At 66.7% G+C, this 15,836-nt stretch carries 16 protein-coding genes; all 16 read right to left on the bottom strand.

Going from position 1 to position 15,836, the window contains the following annotated elements; translation table 11 throughout:
* Positions 1–151: 151 nt before the first annotated feature.
* Positions 152–1,423 carry an NADH-quinone oxidoreductase subunit D gene (locus UU9_RS10860; protein WP_425476847.1) on the bottom strand — a complete coding sequence of 424 codons (1,272 nt, stop codon included), beginning with the start codon at positions 1,421–1,423 and terminating at the stop codon, positions 152–154.
* Positions 1,408–2,136 carry an NADH-quinone oxidoreductase subunit C gene (locus UU9_RS10855; RefSeq protein WP_007081800.1) on the bottom strand — a complete coding sequence of 243 codons (729 nt, stop codon included), beginning with the start codon at positions 2,134–2,136 and terminating at the stop codon, positions 1,408–1,410. Before UU9_RS10855 ends, UU9_RS10860 begins: the two co-directional genes overlap by 16 nt.
* Before the next feature lie 8 nt (positions 2,137–2,144).
* Complete coding sequence (locus UU9_RS10850; protein ID WP_007081799.1) at positions 2,145–2,702, bottom strand: NuoB/complex I 20 kDa subunit family protein; 558 nt, start codon at positions 2,700–2,702, stop codon at positions 2,145–2,147.
* Complete coding sequence (locus tag UU9_RS10845) at positions 2,693–3,049, bottom strand: NADH-quinone oxidoreductase subunit A (protein WP_007081798.1); 357 nt, start codon at positions 3,047–3,049, stop codon at positions 2,693–2,695. Before UU9_RS10845 ends, UU9_RS10850 begins: the two co-directional genes overlap by 10 nt.
* 279 nt (positions 3,050–3,328) lie before the next feature.
* Positions 3,329–3,682, bottom strand: coding sequence for a PilZ domain-containing protein (locus tag UU9_RS10840; RefSeq protein ID WP_007081797.1), 354 nt, complete (start codon positions 3,680–3,682; stop codon positions 3,329–3,331).
* Between the two features lie 84 nt (positions 3,683–3,766).
* Positions 3,767–6,154: a putative bifunctional diguanylate cyclase/phosphodiesterase gene (locus UU9_RS10835; protein WP_156804265.1), complete on the bottom strand. Its 2,388-nt coding sequence runs from the start codon at positions 6,152–6,154 to the stop codon at positions 3,767–3,769.
* 178 nt (positions 6,155–6,332) lie between these two features.
* Positions 6,333–7,292: a PIG-L deacetylase family protein gene (locus tag UU9_RS10830; RefSeq protein WP_237710272.1), complete on the bottom strand. Its 960-nt coding sequence runs from the start codon at positions 7,290–7,292 to the stop codon at positions 6,333–6,335.
* Positions 7,289–8,230 carry a DNA polymerase III subunit delta' gene (gene holB, locus UU9_RS10825; protein WP_007081794.1) on the bottom strand — a complete coding sequence of 314 codons (942 nt, stop codon included), beginning with the start codon at positions 8,228–8,230 and terminating at the stop codon, positions 7,289–7,291. The genes UU9_RS10830 and holB overlap by 4 nt, the downstream gene beginning before the upstream one ends.
* Positions 8,227–8,880, bottom strand: a complete 654-nt coding sequence (tmk, locus tag UU9_RS10820) for a dTMP kinase (protein ID WP_007081793.1) — start codon at positions 8,878–8,880, stop codon at positions 8,227–8,229. Before tmk ends, holB begins: the two co-directional genes overlap by 4 nt.
* On the bottom strand, positions 8,877–9,869 hold the full coding sequence (gene mltG, locus UU9_RS10815) for an endolytic transglycosylase MltG (protein ID WP_425476848.1): 993 nt from the start codon (positions 9,867–9,869) through the stop codon (positions 8,877–8,879). The genes tmk and mltG overlap by 4 nt, the downstream gene beginning before the upstream one ends.
* A 41-nt stretch (positions 9,870–9,910) precedes the next feature.
* Positions 9,911–10,738 carry an aminodeoxychorismate lyase gene (gene pabC, locus UU9_RS10810; protein WP_007081791.1) on the bottom strand — a complete coding sequence of 276 codons (828 nt, stop codon included), beginning with the start codon at positions 10,736–10,738 and terminating at the stop codon, positions 9,911–9,913.
* Entirely contained in the window at positions 10,738–12,087 is a 1,350-nt protein-coding gene (locus UU9_RS10805) for an aminodeoxychorismate synthase component I (RefSeq protein ID WP_040670825.1), read from the bottom strand. The genes pabC and UU9_RS10805 overlap by 1 nt, the downstream gene beginning before the upstream one ends.
* Positions 12,088–12,089: 2 nt before the next feature.
* Positions 12,090–13,379, bottom strand: a complete 1,290-nt coding sequence (gene fabF / locus UU9_RS10800; RefSeq protein ID WP_007081789.1) for a beta-ketoacyl-ACP synthase II — start codon at positions 13,377–13,379, stop codon at positions 12,090–12,092.
* 230 nt (positions 13,380–13,609) lie between these two features.
* On the bottom strand, positions 13,610–13,849 hold the full coding sequence (acpP, locus tag UU9_RS10795) for an acyl carrier protein (protein WP_007081788.1): 240 nt from the start codon (positions 13,847–13,849) through the stop codon (positions 13,610–13,612).
* A 196-nt stretch (positions 13,850–14,045) separates the two neighbouring features.
* On the bottom strand, positions 14,046–14,789 hold the full coding sequence (fabG, locus tag UU9_RS10790; RefSeq protein WP_007081787.1) for a 3-oxoacyl-ACP reductase FabG: 744 nt from the start codon (positions 14,787–14,789) through the stop codon (positions 14,046–14,048).
* 64 nt (positions 14,790–14,853) lie between these two features.
* On the bottom strand, positions 14,854–15,801 hold the full coding sequence (gene fabD / locus UU9_RS10785; protein WP_040670836.1) for an ACP S-malonyltransferase: 948 nt from the start codon (positions 15,799–15,801) through the stop codon (positions 14,854–14,856).
* Between the last annotated feature and the right edge of the window lie 35 nt (positions 15,802–15,836).

Raw genomic sequence — 15,836 nt, 5'->3', positions numbered from 1 at the left:
CGGGAATCGGGAATCGGGAGTCGGAAAGACCCGACCCGTCGCACTACCGTCCCTACTCCATTGCAACATTTGCGACTCGTCGAAATACGAAAGGCGGAGCTGCAGCGGTGCGCTCTACCCATTCCCGACTCCCTATTCCCGATTCCCGTATTCATCGATCCACTTCGCCGAACACGAGGTCGTAGGTTCCGATCATGGCCACCACGTCGGCCAGCATGTGGCCGCGCACGATGGTGTCCATGGATGACAGGTGGGCGAAACCCGGTGCACGCAGGTGCACGCGGAACGGCTTGTTGGCGCCGTCGGACACCAGGTAGCAGCCGAACTCGCCCTTGGGCGCCTCGACCGCGCAATAGGTCTCGCCGGCCGGCACGCAATAGCCTTCGGTGAACAGCTTGAAGTGGTGGATGAGGGCTTCCATGTCCTCCTTCATCTCGACCCGCGACGGCGGCGCGACCTTGAAGTTCTTCACCATCACCGGGCCGGGGTTGGCCTTCAGCCACTGCACGCATTGCTGGATGATGCGGTTGGACTGGCGCATCTCCTCGACGCGGCACAGGTAGCGGTCGTAGCAGTCGCCGTTGACGCCGACCGGAAGGTCGAAATCCATCTCGGCGTACTTCGCGTAGGGCTGCTTCTTGCGCAGGTCCCACTCCACGCCCGAACCGCGCAGCATCACGCCGGTCATGCCCCATTGCTGGGCCAGCTCCGGGGAGATCACGCCGATGCCGACGGTGCGCTGCTTCCAGATGCGGTTGGTGGTGAGCAGTTCCTCGTACTCGTCGACCTTGCTCGGGAAATCCGCCGTGAAGGCGTCGAGGTAATCCAGCATCGAACCTTCGCGCCAGCTGTTGATGCGCTTGAGGTCGTTGCCCTTGTGCCACGGCGATTCGCGGTACTGCGACATCTGCGCCGGCAGGTCGCGATAGACGCCGCCGGGGCGGTAGTACGTGGCGTGCATGCGCGCGCCCGACACCGCCTCATAGACGTCCATCAGCTCCTCGCGCTCGCGGAACGCGTACAGGAACACCGCCATCGCGCCCAGGTCGAGACCGTTCGAACCGATCCACATCAGGTGGTTCAGGATGCGGGTGATCTCGTCGAACATGGTGCGGATGTATTGCGCACGCACCGGCGCCTCGATGCCCAGCAGGGTTTCGATGGCGCGCACGTAGGCGTGCTCGTTGCACATCATGGAGACGTAATCGAGTCGATCCATGTAGCCGATGGACTGGTTGAACGGCTTGGACTCGGCCAGTTTCTCGGTGCCACGATGCAGCAGGCCGATGTGCGGATCGGCGCGAACGATGGTCTCGCCGTCCATTTCCATCACCAGACGCAGCACGCCGTGAGCGGCCGGATGCTGCGGGCCGAAGTTCATCGTGTAATTGCGGATTTCCTGCATGCTCAATTCTCCCGCCATTGGTCGGCGGCTTCGGCCCGCGCCTGCATCAGGTCGGCGTCGTCACGGATGGTGCGCGGCACCAGCACGCGCGGCTCGATCGACACCGGCTCGTAGATGACCCGCTTCTGCTCGGGGTCGTAGCGCACTTCCACGTTGCCGATCAGCGGGAAATCCTTGCGGAACGGATGGCCCACGAAACCGTAGTCGGTGAGGATGCGGCGCAGATCCTGGTGGCCATCGAAAATGATGCCGTACAGGTCGAACGCCTCGCGCTCGAACCAGTTCACGGACGGCCAGATCAGGGTCAGCGACGGCAGCAGCGGCATGCTGTCGTCGTCGCAGAACACGCGCAGGCGCAGGCGCCGGTTGTGCTCGATCGACAGCAGTTGAATGACCGAGGCGAAGCGGCGCGGATGATTGCTGTCGCGCGGGCGCTCGGCCCAGGTGAAACGGCCCATCGCCTGGCCTTCCACGCCACGCGAGAAACCGGTGCCGGAAACCGATTCGGTATCCCACTCGGTCTGGCCGTAACCGAGGTAGTCGACGCCGCAAAGATCGATCAATTCGCTGAAGCGGAACGCGGGCTCATCACGCAGCGCGGTGGCCACGGCGATCAGGTCGGCGGCGGCCAGTTCGGCGGTGGTTTCGTTGCGGACGGTGCTGAGGGTGAGCGTGTCGCCGAAGCGGGCGGCGAGCTGGTCGGACAGCGAGGTCGCGGATGTGTCGGTCATGTCGGGGCCTACGAACGCGCGATGGTGCTGGTGCGGCGGATTTTCTTCTGCAGTTGCAGGATGCCGTGGATCAGCGCCTCCGCCGTGGGCGGGCAGCCTGGCACGTAGATGTCCACCGGCACGATGCGGTCGCAACCACGCACCACCGAGTAGGAATAATGGTAGTAGCCGCCGCCGTTGGCGCAGCTACCCATCGAGATCACCCATTTCGGCTCGGGCATCTGGTCGTAGACCTTGCGCAGCGCCGGGGCCATCTTGTTGACCAGGGTACCGGCCACGATCATCACGTCGGACTGGCGCGGGCTGGGGCGGAAGATCACGCCGTAACGGTCAAGGTCCAGTCGCGACGCGCCGGCGTGCATCATTTCCACCGCGCAACAGGCCAGGCCGAACGTCATCGGCCACATCGAGCCGGTGCGCGCCCAGTTCATCAAGGCATCCACGCTGGTGGTGGCAAAGCCGCGCTGCACCACCGGGTTGTCACCGGCCGGGCGCAGGATGTCGTCCACCAGGTTCAGCGGCTGCGGGTTGTGCATCACCCCGCTGACGGATTCCATCATTCCCATTCCAGTGCTCCCTTCTTCCACACGTAGGCAAAGCCGATCACCAGCAGCAGCAGGAACAGGCCCATCTCGATCAGCGCGATCAGCCCGATCTGCTTGAACACCACCGCCCACGGAAACAGGAAGGCGATTTCCAGGTCGAAGATGATGAACAGGATGGCGAGCAGGTAGTAGCGCACGTCGAAACGCATGCGGGCGTCCTCGAACGCCTCGAAACCGCATTCGTACGGCGCCAGCTTCTCGGCTTCGGGACGACGCGGGCCGGCCAGCAGGCCAACCGCCAGCAGCACCAGCCCGAGGCCGGTGGCAACGCCGATGAACAACAGGACAGGCCAATATTCGGCAAGCACGGTGCAACGACCTCCGCGCCATCGGGCGCATCAGTGACCGCGGGGTTCAACCCAGCAACTTACGGTCCGGCGACTTCGATTCGACAGGCCGCTTGGGCCATGGGCTGCTCAGCCACGTCCGCGGATGAACCCGCTGGCGTTCGACGTTCCGCGAAGCGAGTTCGCGAATCCGGCCATTGTATCAGCGCCCATGGGTCGAGGGACAAGCCTTGACGACATGGCGCGCGTCTGCAGCGGCGACAACGCGACGACATGGGTGGTTCGCGTGACCACGAACGGTCACATCGTATTGGTCGGGCGCTCGGAGTTGAGTGTGCCGGCCAGGATGTTCTCGATGCGGCTGCGCGCGGCTTCCGCGTCGCTGGATTCGTTGAAGTGGATACCGATGCCCGCCGCACGATTGCCCTGCGCACCGGCCGGACTGATCCATACCACCTTGCCCACGACCGACAGGCGCTCGGTTTCCTCGGCCAGGGTAACCAGCAGCACCACTTCGTCGCCCAGCGCATAGACGTGTTCGCTGGGTGCGAACAATCCGCCATGTTTCAGAAAGGGCATGTACGCGTTGTACAGCGACACGGCGTCCTTGATCTTCAACGAGATGATGCCCTGCCGGGCGGCCACGGGTTTCATGTTCGACTCCTGGATGGCGGCTGCACCGCCCGCTCAATGGGCATGATGGTAGATGCTGCCGGGCGATCGCACCACCGCAGGCGATCAGCGCACCGCAGGGGGCTGCACGGCCTGCTGGTTCCGCCGCTCGCCGACCAGTCGCTCCCAAGATGCAGGGGGCTTCCAGTCCGCCACCCAGCCAGGCACCGCCTCGGAAGGCATCGGGCGCGAAATGGAGAAACCCTGCAGCTGGTGACAACCCAGCATGGCCAGCAGATCGCCCTGCTCCGAGGTTTCGACCCCTTCCGCGATCACCGTCTTGGCCAGCATGCGGGCGGTGGTGATGACGCCGGCGGCGATCGCCACGTTGCGTTCGTCACTCAGGATATCGCGCACGAAACTCTGGTCGAGCTTGATGTGTTCGATATCCAGTTTCTGGATATGGCTTAGCGATGCCGTGCCGGTGCCGAAATCGTCCAGACCCACGCGGATGCCGCGGCGCCGGCACTCCTCGATAACCACCTTGGCCCGGGCATGGTCCATCGTCGGGCCGGTCTCGGTCACCTCGATGCCGAAGCCGACATCCATCACGCCCGGATAACTGTCCAGCGCCGTATCGATGTCGGCGAAGAAGGCCGGGTGCAGCAAGTGCCGGGTGCTGATGTTGATCGACACGGGAATCGAGACGCCCAGGCGCATCCACGCCTGGCATTGCTTCAATGCCTCGTCCAGCACATAGCGACCGATGGGGCGGGCCAGTTGCGGGTCGTCCAGCACATGCATGAAATGCGCGGGCTCGATCAGCCCGTCTTCACCATCGCGCAAGCGCAGGAGTGCCTCCATCCCCGCCACGCCATGCAGGCCGGGAAGCCCGTCGATATAGACGATCGGCTGGAACAACAGCTGCAGGCGCGACTGCAGCAGCGCCTGCGCCATCCGCTCGCGCATCGCCTGCAGGCGCACCTGCTCCTCTTCCATCGCCGGTTCGTACAACAGGCCGCGGTCCTTGCCCTCCTCCTTGGCCGCATACATGGCCATGTCCGCGTGGCGCAGCAGGCCCTCGGCGTCCGAGGTGTCCAGCGGATAGAGCGTCCACCCGATGCTGGCTGAAAGGTAGAGCAGTTCCCCCCGCAGATCGAAAGGCGCGCGCAGTGCCTGCAGGATGCAGCGGCTGATCGCGTCGAGCTGCTCCTTGCTGTCCAGGCCCGATATGACCAGCCCGAACTCGTCACCACCAAACCGGGCCAGCACGTCGGCCTCGCGCAGCAACGCGGCGACGCGTGACGAGGCCTCCGCCAGCACGTGGTCGCCGCCGGCATGGCCGACGCTGTCGTTGACGCTCTTGAAGCGATCCAGGTCCAGCACGCCCACCGCAATCAGCGAGCGCTGCGTGGTCGCCAGCACGCGCCCCTGCTCCAGCCGTTCGAACAGCAGGCGCCGGTTGGGCAGCCCGGTTACCACGTCATAGAAGGCCAGCCGCTCGACCCGCGCCTCGTACATTTTCCGCTCGGTGATTTCGTGCTGATGCCAGATCCGCCCGTTTGGCCGGCCATGGGTGGTGATCGGGGTGAAGTCGCGCAGGAAAATGCGGCCGCCATGGATCTGCACCTCGTCGCCCCGGACCGTTTCGCCCCGGGCCACGATCTCCCGGACGCGGGCCCACTCCTGATCGGGATCGGCGTACGCGGACCACATGCGCTCGTACAGGTTTTCCGCCGGCATGTTCTCGAGGGTGATGGGTGGGTCGGTGATGCCGAACAAGGCACAGAACGCCTCGTTCGCCAGCACCACATGATTGTCCTCGGACATCACCAGCACGCCGGTGTACTGGCTGGACAACACCGCCCGGACATACGCCGCGCTGAAGGGCAGGTCAGCCCTGTGCGGCAGTCGCGCCGGGGGCGAGCCATGGGATGGCAGGGCCCGGCCCAGCTCCTCGGCGATCTCCGAAAAAACCGACAGGCCCACCCCGGCAAACGCATCGGCCTGGTAGGCGCCGATGACGAAAACGCCATCGACAACATGATCCCGATGCAGCGGCAACGCCAGCAACGCACCGACCTGCGCGAGGCTTTCATCCCACGCATCCGCCGCCTCGGCCGGCGCGACATGCGTGTGCCACGCGGGTTTTCCACTGTCGATGGCCATGCTGGCGACGCTGGCCAGGCGACCGGAACCGGCAAGGTCGGTGGTGGCATCAACATCCCATGCCAGCCCGGCCGTTGTGCGCAACCGCAGTGCGCCGCACGGTTCGCGCAAGGCGATCAGCGCGACCGGACAATCATCAAAGCTTGCGGCCAGGCGGCAGACGTCGCCGAACATGGTCGACTCATCGCGATGGGCGTGGATGGCCCTGACCACGTCACTGAGCAGGCGCAGCGCGCGTCGCTGCCGGGCATCATCATCCACCGGCCGGGGCGATGGACCGCGCTCCGCCATCGCTACCGGCAAACCGGTTGCTGCTGGCATCAGATGCTGGTCCCTGTCGCGCATGCTTGTTGTCCGGGCGAATGGACAGCACCGGCAGTCCTGCTTTGCCCGTCGCCCCTTCCATCCCTGAACACCGATGAGCGGAACGCTGCGGTCGCAAATCAGGGCCCCCAGCACACCCTGTACCGACACAAGCTAGCGGGGTGACCCCGGCGTGTAAAGCGCTCGACCCGGGGCTGTGTCACACTTCACACCAGCCCCAATGATCAAATATCCAGGGCGACGGAACCGCCAGCGACAGGCGCGCGAAACGGGGTGAGGCCACCGGCTCGCCACGCGGCGGCGACAGCTGGTACCCGCCCGCATCGCCGCGCCGGAGCGGAGCCTCCCGCCAGCGCCAGGTGTGGGCACCGGCGGCGTCGACCAGGCTGAGTCGCAACCACGGATGCAGCGCCGCAGGCGGCCGCCAGGGCAAACCGCCATCCGGCGCCGCGAGTGACGGGGGGACGGCAAAAAACCGCTCCGCCCGTCCGGAAAGACGCTGCACCCTGCCCCCGCTGAGTACCAGCTGGCTGTGATGCGCCGACAGCGCAAACCGCTTTGCCGCCTGCTCCGTGGGCGACCCTTCGAGACGAAGCGCGGGCGTATCGCTCTGCAGGCCATGCACCATGTACGTCAGCAACCCGGGCGCCGACGGCAGCCTGGCCAGTGCCAGGCGCGCCAGCACGTGCGCCGAGCCGTGATCGGGATGGCGATCCCCCAACGCGGGAGCCACCACGATGTCCGGGCGGAACGTGGTGATGGCGGAGGTCAACGCGGCAACAGCGGCCTGGTGCGTCGAGAGCAGGCGGGAGGTCACGCCCAGATCGGGCCAGTGCAGCTGTTGCAGTGCCGCGGCCGGAACACCCAGCCGCTGCATCGCCCGCAGCAGTTCGGCGTGACGCCGCGCGCCCCAGCGCCGGCGTCCGTCGGCGCCGATGTACAGTCGCCGTTCCACCCAGCGTTGCGGCCAGGGGTTGTTGTCGCCGTCAGTCAACAGCACGATGCCGACCTCGCCGCCAGCGGCGCGTACCTGCTGGATCAGCAGACCGTTGGCGATGGTTTCGTCGTCGGGATGCGGCGCCACGATCAACAGGCGCGTATGCGCCGTAAAGCTCGTCAGGGCATCCGCCGCCGCGGGCCCGGCGGACGGTGTCGTCACCGCCACATCGCCAGCAACTCCAGCAACAGCAGGTCGTCGCGCAACGGGCCGCGCAAAGCGTGGCGGGTGCGGTTGGCGGCGGCATACCACTGCGCCAGCATGTCGGCATCCAGGGCGCTGGACAGCGGCGGAGCCTGTCGATCGGCCCGCGACTTCATTTCGTCGGCCGACGCCTGCGCGGCAAACCACAGCCGCTGCGCCGGCTCGTCGTCCAGCCAGCGCTTGACGACGTCGGCCGTCTGCCCGCGCCCCGCCGCCAGCGCGGCGAGGTCCTTGCGTACTTCGCGGCGGCGGTCGAGCGCGCCCTGCGCCGTCCAGTCACGCGCCAGCCCCGGGTTGCCACCGGCCGCCTGCAGCGCCGTGGCCGCATCGGCGACACCCTCGGCCTGCAGCCAGGCCAGCGCCTGATCAGTGGTAGGCAAATGAAACTCGATGCGCTGGCAGCGGCTGCGAATGGTCTGCGGCAATTGCCAGGGCGCGTCGGCCAGCAGCAACAGCATGGTCTGCGCGGCAGGCTCCTCCAGCGTTTTCAGCAGGGCGTTGGCCGCGGCCGCGTTCATCGCATCCGCCGGGTCGATGACGGCAACCTGCCAGCCGCCGAACTGGCTGCTCATCGCCAGTCGCACCGACAGGTCGCGGATCTGCTCCACCACGATTTCGCTGCGCTGCACGCCGTCCTTGCGCAGGCCGTAGGTCAAGCCGACAAGATCCGGGTGACTGCCCGCCGCCAGCAACAGGCAGGCGCGGCAGTGGCCGCATGCGTCGCCGGTATTCCCGTTCGGCTGTTCGCACAGCAACCCATGGACGAAGCGCCGTGCGAACGCGCGCTTGCCCAACCCGGTGGGGCCGCACAGCAGCAAGGCGTGAGGCAGCGCACCACGCGCCCGCCGCGCCTGCAGCCGCGACCAGTGCTCCGCATGCCACGGTTGGGTGTTCATGCGTTGATGCCCCGGGTCAATTCGGCCACGGCATCGATGGCATCGGCGAGTACCTTCGCCGGCGATTGGGTTGCATCGATGACCCTGAACCGCGACGGCTCGGCCGCGGCGCGCTCACGGTAAGCGGCGCGTACCCGTTCGAAGAAGCCGTCCGCCTCGCCCTCGATGCGGTCGGGTGCACTGCGCCCCGTGGCACGGGCACGGCCGGTGGCCACGGGAAGATCCAGCAGCAAGGTCATGTCCGGCGTCACACCGGCGCAAGCCCACTGCTCCAGCGCGGCGATGCGTTGCACGGGTTGGCCACGGCCGCCGCCCTGGTAGGCGTAGCTGGCGTCGGCGAAACGGTCGCACAGCACCCACTGGCCGGCCGCCAGCGCCGGCTCGATCCGCTCGCGCACCAGTTGCGCGCGCGAGGCGAACATCAGCAGCAATTCGGTTTCAGCGGCCAGGCCGTGGTGTCGCGGGTCGAGCACGATGGCGCGCACCGCCTCGCCCAGTTCGGTGCCGCCGGGTTCACGCGTCTGCACCAGGGTGACGCCCTGCTGCCCGATCCAGTCGCGCAACCCCGCCAGCAAGGTACTTTTGCCGGCGCCCTCGCCGCCTTCGAGGCTGATGAAGCGGCCGCGTGCTGTCGATGATGGCGCGTTCATGGGCAGCGTTTCCGTTGATAGCAATCGACGTTGCGATTGTGTTCCGCCAGCGTGCTGGAAAACACGTGGCCGCCATCGCCGCGCGCCACGAAATAAAGCGCATCGCCGGCCGCCGGGTGCAGTGTCGCCTGCAAGGCCGCCTTGCCCGGCAGCGCGATCGGCGTCGGTGGCAATCCGGGGCGGGTGTAGGTGTTGTAGGGCGTATCGGTGGTGAGGTCGCTGCGGCGGATATTGCCGGCGTAGCGCGCGCCCATGCCGTAGATCACGGTGGGATCGGTCTGCAGCAGCATGTGATGGCGCAAGCGGCGCACGAACACCCCGGCGATCTGCGCCCGCTCGTCGGGCTTGCCGGTTTCCTTTTCCACGATCGAGGCGAGAATCAGCGCATCGTAGGGCGTGGCCAGCGGCAGGTCGGGAGCGCGCCCGGCCCACAGGCTGGCCAGCGTTTTGACCATCGCCTGGTGCGCACGACGCAGGATGTCCAGGTCGCTGTCGCCTTTGACGTAGGCGTAGGTCTCGGGCAGGAAACGGCCTTCCGGATTCTCGCCCGCCGCACCGATGCGCTGCATGACGGCCGCGTCATCGAGGTTGCTGCTGTCGTGTTTCAGTTTCTCGGCGCGCGCCAGTGCCTGGCGCAATTCCTGGAACGTCCAGCCATCGACGATGGTGAGGTTGCGCTGCAATACACGCCCGGCGGCCATGTTGGCCAGCAGCGTCCGCGGGGTGATGCCCGGGGTCAGCGCGTACTCGCCTGCGTGCAGCCTGCCCGCCACCCGCATCTGTTCGGCCAGCGCCCGCCAGTACAACGGGTGCGCGCGGGTGACGCCCTGCTGGCGCAGGTCGGCCACGATCGCCTTGAAGCTGCTGCCGCGGGCGATGTCGATGCTGTCGCCGATGGTGGTCACGCGCAGTGGCGTGCGGGCGAAGCGGTTGAAATCGTGCCAGCCCCAGGCGGCGGCCGCGACCAGCGCCAGCATCGCGAGCCACATCAGGCCGCGTCCCAGCGCGCGACCGCGGGTTCGATGCTGATTCATGCCGCGTACTCCATCGGGAAACCCAATTGCCGCCAGTGACGTTGCCATTGCCGGGTCACCGGGCCAGGTGTCCAGCCCCAGTCATCCAGCGACTGTACCGGCACCACGCCGCGCACGCTGGAACTGAGGAAAACCTCGCTGGCGCGCTGCAGGTCCGGTAGCCGGATGTCACGCTCCGTAGCGTTTTCGGCACGCGCCAGTATCTGCGCACGGGCCACGCCGGCCACGCCGCAGCGCTGCAGCGATGGCGTCACAAGTTCGCCATCGATCACGGCGAACAGGTTGGCCATGGTTGCCGAAACCAGCCGGCCGCCGCCATCGCACAGCAAACCCTCGGCGATTGCCGGATCATTCCATTCCGCGCGGGCCAGCACTTGTTCCAGCCGGTTGAGATGTTTCATGCCTGCCAGTTGCGGTTGTTCGGCCAGGCGCAGCGTGCACAGCCGCGTGCGCACGCCGCGTGCATACACGGCGCCATCCATCGGTGGCGGCGGGAAGGCCGCCACGACTCGCGTGGGCGTGGCGGCCGCAGGCGGCGAATAGCCGCGTTCGCCCACGCCGCGGGTCCAGGCGATGCGCACCACCGCGTGCGCCATGGCATCACGCACTTGTCGTGACTCGCGCAGGAGCTGTGCGGTATCGGGCAGCGGCAGTTGCAGGCGACGGCAACTGTCGGCCAGCCGCTGCATGTGCCGGTCCCACAGTGGCGCGCTTTCGCCCACGAAGCGGATGCTCTCGAACAGCCCGTCGCCATATGAAAAGCCCCGGTCGGCGGCGGACACCACCTCGGACGCAACGCCGTTGACCAGCATGCGGCTGGCCATCAGCCGGGCACGCCCAGCGCGCGCAACAGGCCGCGCGCCTTGGCGCGCGTTTCCTCCAGCTCCAGCGCCGCCACCGAGTCGACCACGATGCCGGCGCCGGCGCGCAGGCTTGCCTGCGTGCCACTCAAGGTCAGCGTGCGAATCAGGATGTTCAAATCGAGGTCACCATGTCGATCGAGATAACCCAGCGCGCCGGTATAGGCGCCGCGCGGTGCGTCTTCCAGCGCGGCGATGATTTCCATGCAACGCACCTTGGGGCAACCCGTGATGGTACCGCCCGGGAAGGTTGCTGCAATCACCTGGCCCGGCGTCACCCCGGCGCGCAGCCGGCCGCGCACGTTGGAAACGATGTGATGGACGTGGGCATAGCTTTCCACCGCCATCAACTCGTCCACCTCGACCGTGCCCGGCACGCAGACACGACCCAGGTCGTTGCGCTCCAGGTCGATCAGCATGACGTGCTCGGCGCGCTCCTTCGGGTGATCGCTCAATTCGCGGATGCGGGCATCGTCGTCATCGCCGGGCGTGCGCGGTCGCGTGCCGGCGATGGGCCGCGTCTGCGCCCAACCGTCGCGCACTTCCACCAACCGCTCGGGCGACGAACTGACCAGCGACCATCCCGATTGCTGCAGCAAGCCGGCGAACGGCGCCGGGTTGGCCTGGCGCAACGCGGCATACAGCGATGCGGCTGCAGGTGGCTGCGCGTAGCGGGCGCGCCACTCGCGCGACAGGTTCACCTGGAAGATGTCGCCGTCGCGCAGGTGGTCGTGGATGCGCGCCACGCCGGTGAGAAAGCGTTGCGGATCGTCCTCTTCGCATGACGCCGGGAGGGGGGCGGCATCGATCGCCAACGGCGTGTCGAGATCGGCCTGCATCGCGTCGAGCAACGCCTCGCAACCGGTTTCCGCCACCAGCGTGGTGCGGCCGCGCTGGTGGTCGACGATGATCGCGGCTGGGCAGCGCACAGCCAGCGCCTGCGGCAACAACGGCGAGGGCTGCAACCGCAACGTGGGCTCGATTTGCGCGGCCAGCTCGTAGGCCAGCATCAGCACCCAGCCACCGTGGAACGGCAGCTCATCCGACGGGCTGCCCGGCAGTTGCTCGTTTTTCCAGGCGGCATCCAGCGCGTCGAGGAAATGGCCGTCCAGCGCGCGCCCCGCTTCGTCGCGCAGCGAACCGTCGGTATGCAACGTCAGGGATTCGCGGGGAAACGCGAACAGGATGTCGTAGCGCGCCTGCCGCGTGCCATGCAGCACGCTTTCAAGCAGGCACGGATAACGCTGCGGAAAGGCCGCGGCGGGCGCGAGCAGGTCGCGCTCGCCGGGCAACAGGCGGCGGAGACAGGTCACGCTCAGGCGCGGCGGAAAACCAGCGAGCCGTTGGTGCCGCCAAAACCGAACGAGTTGGACATGGCGATGTCGATGTCGGCCTTCTCCGCCTGGTTCGGCACCAGATCCATGCCGAGCGCGGCGACCTCCGGATCGACATCCACCAGGTTCATCGTCGGCGGCAACACACCCTCGCGCAGCGCCATGATCGAGAAGATCGCCTCCACGCCGCCAGCGGCGCCAAGCAGGTGCCCGGTGACCGACTTGGTGGAGCTGACCGCGAACTTGCCTTTCTGCGTGGCATGCTCGCCGAAGACGCTGCGGATGGCCTTGGCCTCGCCCAGGTCGCCCACCGGCGTCGATGTACCGTGCGCGTTGACGTACTGCACATCGGACGGCTGCAGGTGCGCGTCATGCAGTGCGTTGCGCATGGCCAGCTCGGCGCCATCGCCGCTCGGCGCGGTGATGTGGTACGCGTCGCCGCTCATGCCGAAACCGGTCAGCTCGGCAAGGATGTTGGCGCCGCGCGCCTTGGCGAATTCGTATTCCTCGAGCATCAGCATGCCCGCGCCGTTGGACAGCAGGAAGCCGTCGCGGCCGACGTCCCACGGACGGCTGGCGTGGGTGGGATCGTCGTTGCGGGTGGACATGGCCTTGGCCGAGCAGAAACCCGCCATCGCCGTGGGCGTGGTGGCAAACTCGGAACCGCCGGCCAGCATGGCGTCGGCATCGCCGTACTGGATCAGCCGCATTGCCATGCCGATGTTGTGTGTGGCCGTGGTGCAAGCCGAAACCAGGGCGATATTCGGGCCCTTGATGCCGTGGTAGATCGACAGGTTGCCGGCCACCATGTTGATGATCGAGCTGGGCACATAGAACGGTGACACCTTGCGCGGCCCCCTCGCGGCCAGCTCCAGCGCGGTCGACTCGATGGTGTGCAGGCCGCCGATGCCGGCGCCCGCGGCGATGCCGACGCGGGCGGCATTGCGCTCGTCGACCACCAGCCCGGACTGGCGCAACGCGTGGGTGCCCGCCACGATGCCGTAGTGGATGAATGGGTCCATCCGCTTGAAGTCCTTGGCGATCGCACGGCGCTCGTCGTCCGGTGCATCGATGCCGGCGAAATAGGCGTCGACCGGATCGAAATCGCGGACCTCGCCCGCAATGCGGGTGGCGTAGGCACTGGCGTCGAAGCTGGTCACGGGACCGATACCGCTGCGGCCTTCGACGATGTTCTGCCAAGCGGTGGCGATGTCGTTGCCGACCGGGGAAATGATGCCCATGCCGGTCACTACCACTCGTCGCTTGCTCATGCTGTTTTCCTTCAAGGTTGCGTGGCGCCGCCCATCGTCAGCACAGGCCCGTGCACACCGCGGGTATGGCGCCCGTCACCGCAGGGCGCGGCTGGCGCACCATACGGGATCGGACGTTACAAAACGCAGAAACGAAAACTGCGCCAGAAGGCGCAGCATTCGCTATCACCACGGAGGTGGCAGGCTCGGATATCGAACGCCGCCCACCGGTGGGATCAAACCCGGATCATTCAATCCTTGGAGTGGGCCTTGATGTAATCGACGGCCTGCTGCACGGTGGTGATCTTCTCGGCTTCCTCGTCGGGAATCTCGGTTTCGAACTCTTCTTCGAGGGCCATCACCAGCTCCACCGTGTCCAGCGAATCTGCGCCCAGATCGTCCACGAACGAAGCATTCGTCGTGACTTCATCCTCTTTCACGCCCAGCTGCTCGATGACGATTTTCTTGACGCGCTCTTCGATGGTGCTCATGTTGCCCATACCTCTCAAGGAGTAGTTGTTTGTCTGTGCCGGCACCGTGCCAGCAAAAGGCCGGCGCATTGTAATGGCTAAGCAGTGATGCCGCCATCGCCGGCTGATGAACCCACAGCACAGGCCACGATGGCCGGCGCGAAGGGGTAATTGTCGCCTAAAAACCGTCTGCTGGCGACAACCAGCGTGAGAATCCTCACGCCATGTACATGCCGCCGTTGACGTGCAGCGTTTCGCCGGTGATGTAGCCGGCCGCCGCAGAGGCCAGGAAACCCACTGCCTTGGCGATGTCATCGGCCTCGCCGAGACGGCCCAGCGCGATCTGCCCGAGCAGGGCTTCCTTCTGTGCTTCCGGCAAGGCGCGGGTCATGTCGGTGTCGATGAAACCGGGTGCAACCACGTTGACCGTGATGCCGCGGGTACCGATCTCGCGCGCCAGCGACTTGGAAAACGCGATGATGCCGGCCTTGGCCGCCGCGTAGTTGGACTGACCCGGATTGCCGGTGAGGCCGATGACCGAGGCGATCGAGATGATGCGGCCCTTGCGTGCCTTCATCATGCCGCGCATCACCGCCTTGGAGGTGCGGTAGACCGAGGTGAGATTGGTATCGATGATCGCCTGCCAGTCATCGTCCTTCATCCGCATCAGCAACTGGTCGCGGGTGATGCCGGCGTTGTTGACCAGGATCGACACCGCGCCGAACTCCTTGCCGATGGCATCGATCAAGCCTTCAACGGCGGCGCCATCGGTGACATCCAGCTTGCGACCGTGGCCGCCGTGCGCCGCCAGGCGTTCGCCGATCGCCGCGGCGCCCGCATCGCTGGTGGCGGTGCCGATGACAGTGGCACCCATCGCCGCCAGTTCATCGGCAATCGCCGCGCCGATGCCGCGGCTGGCGCCGGTAACCAGGGCGATCTCGCCTTGCAGGGAATGACTCATCGTGTGGAATCCTCAGGTTCGATAACAGAAATCGTGTGGGGCGAATGACGCGTCGAGTGCGCGCTCAAACCCATTCGGTGCGTGCGGCGTCCAGCTCGGCGGGTGCGCCGATGGCACGTGCCTCGAGTGTCTTGTCGATGCGCCGGATCAGGCCAGCCAGCACCTTGCCGGGGCCGCATTCGGCGATGCGCGTGGCGCCACCGGCAGCCAGTGCCTGCACGCATTCGGTCCAGCGCACGGGCAGGTACAGCTGACGCTGCAGGGCGCCGCGGATGTCCTCGACCGTGTTGTAGCTGCGTGCCTCGGCGTTCTGGATCACCGGGATCGACGGCAACTGCCATGCGATCGAGGCCATGCGCTCACCCAGGCGATCGGCCGCGTCGCGCATCAGCGCGCAATGCGACGGCACCGAAACGGCCAGCTTGATGGTTTTCTTCACACCCAGCTCGGCCAGTTTCGCCAGGGCGCGATCGACCGCCTCCGCATGACCTGCGATCACCAGTTGGCCGGGCGAATTGAAGTTGGCCGGCGCCACCACCTGCCCCTGCGCCACCTCCTCGCACACCGCGGCGATCTGCGCGTCGTCGCCACCCAGGATTGCCGCCATCGCGCCGACGCCGGCCGGGACAGCCGCCTGCATCAGGCGGCCACGCTCGGCCACCAGCGCCGCCGCGTCATGCAGCGACAAGGCGTTGGCGCACACCAGCGCGCTGTATTCGCCCAGGCTATGGCCAGCGAACTGCGCCGGCTGCGCGCCGCCCAGCGCCTGCCACACCCGCCACACCGCCACGCTGGCGGCCAACAACGCCGGCTGGGTGTTCTCGGTGCTGTTGAGCTGGTCTTCGGGGCCCTGCGCGCTCAGCTTCCACAAATCGGTCGCCGCACCCTGCGAGGCTTCGTCGAACGTCGCGCGCACTTGCGGATGCGCCTCGGCGAGGTCGGCCAGCATGCCTACGGACTGCGAGCCCTGACCGGGAAATACGAAAGCGAGCGAAGGGGAAATCGAACTCATGATGCGCAAACCGTCGATGGAAAAACGGCATGGTG

Origin of the sequence: Rhodanobacter fulvus Jip2, from assembly GCF_000264315.1 — a bacterium.
Classification (GTDB): Bacteria; Pseudomonadota; Gammaproteobacteria; order Xanthomonadales; family Rhodanobacteraceae; genus Rhodanobacter; species Rhodanobacter fulvus.
The sequence above is the reverse complement of the archived record's forward strand: the minus strand, read 5'-3'. Positions and strand labels throughout refer to the sequence as shown.

Excerpts from the sequence above, each read along its gene's own strand:
- UU9_RS10860 (WP_425476847.1), bottom strand. The coding sequence starts at position 1,423 with ATGGCGGGAGAATTGAGCATGCAGGAAATCCGCAATTACACGATGAAC.
- UU9_RS10855 (WP_007081800.1), bottom strand. The coding sequence starts at position 2,136 with ATGACCGACACATCCGCGACCTCGCTGTCCGACCAGCTCGCCGCCCGC.
- UU9_RS10850 (WP_007081799.1), bottom strand. The coding sequence starts at position 2,702 with ATGGGAATGATGGAATCCGTCAGCGGGGTGATGCACAACCCGCAGCCG.
- UU9_RS10840 (WP_007081797.1), bottom strand. The coding sequence starts at position 3,682 with ATGAAACCCGTGGCCGCCCGGCAGGGCATCATCTCGTTGAAGATCAAG.
- UU9_RS10835 (WP_156804265.1), bottom strand. The coding sequence starts at position 6,154 with ATGCGCGACAGGGACCAGCATCTGATGCCAGCAGCAACCGGTTTGCCG.
- holB (WP_007081794.1), bottom strand. The coding sequence starts at position 8,230 with ATGAACACCCAACCGTGGCATGCGGAGCACTGGTCGCGGCTGCAGGCG.
- tmk (WP_007081793.1), bottom strand. The coding sequence starts at position 8,880 with ATGAACGCGCCATCATCGACAGCACGCGGCCGCTTCATCAGCCTCGAA.
- mltG (WP_425476848.1), bottom strand. The coding sequence starts at position 9,869 with ATGTGGCTCGCGATGCTGGCGCTGGTCGCGGCCGCCGCCTGGGGCTGG.
- pabC (WP_007081791.1), bottom strand. The coding sequence starts at position 10,738 with ATGGCCAGCCGCATGCTGGTCAACGGCGTTGCGTCCGAGGTGGTGTCC.
- fabF (WP_007081789.1), bottom strand. The coding sequence starts at position 13,379 with ATGAGCAAGCGACGAGTGGTAGTGACCGGCATGGGCATCATTTCCCCG.
- acpP (WP_007081788.1), bottom strand. The coding sequence starts at position 13,849 with ATGAGCACCATCGAAGAGCGCGTCAAGAAAATCGTCATCGAGCAGCTG.
- fabG (WP_007081787.1), bottom strand. The coding sequence starts at position 14,789 with ATGAGTCATTCCCTGCAAGGCGAGATCGCCCTGGTTACCGGCGCCAGC.
- fabD (WP_040670836.1), bottom strand. The coding sequence starts at position 15,801 with ATGAGTTCGATTTCCCCTTCGCTCGCTTTCGTATTTCCCGGTCAGGGC.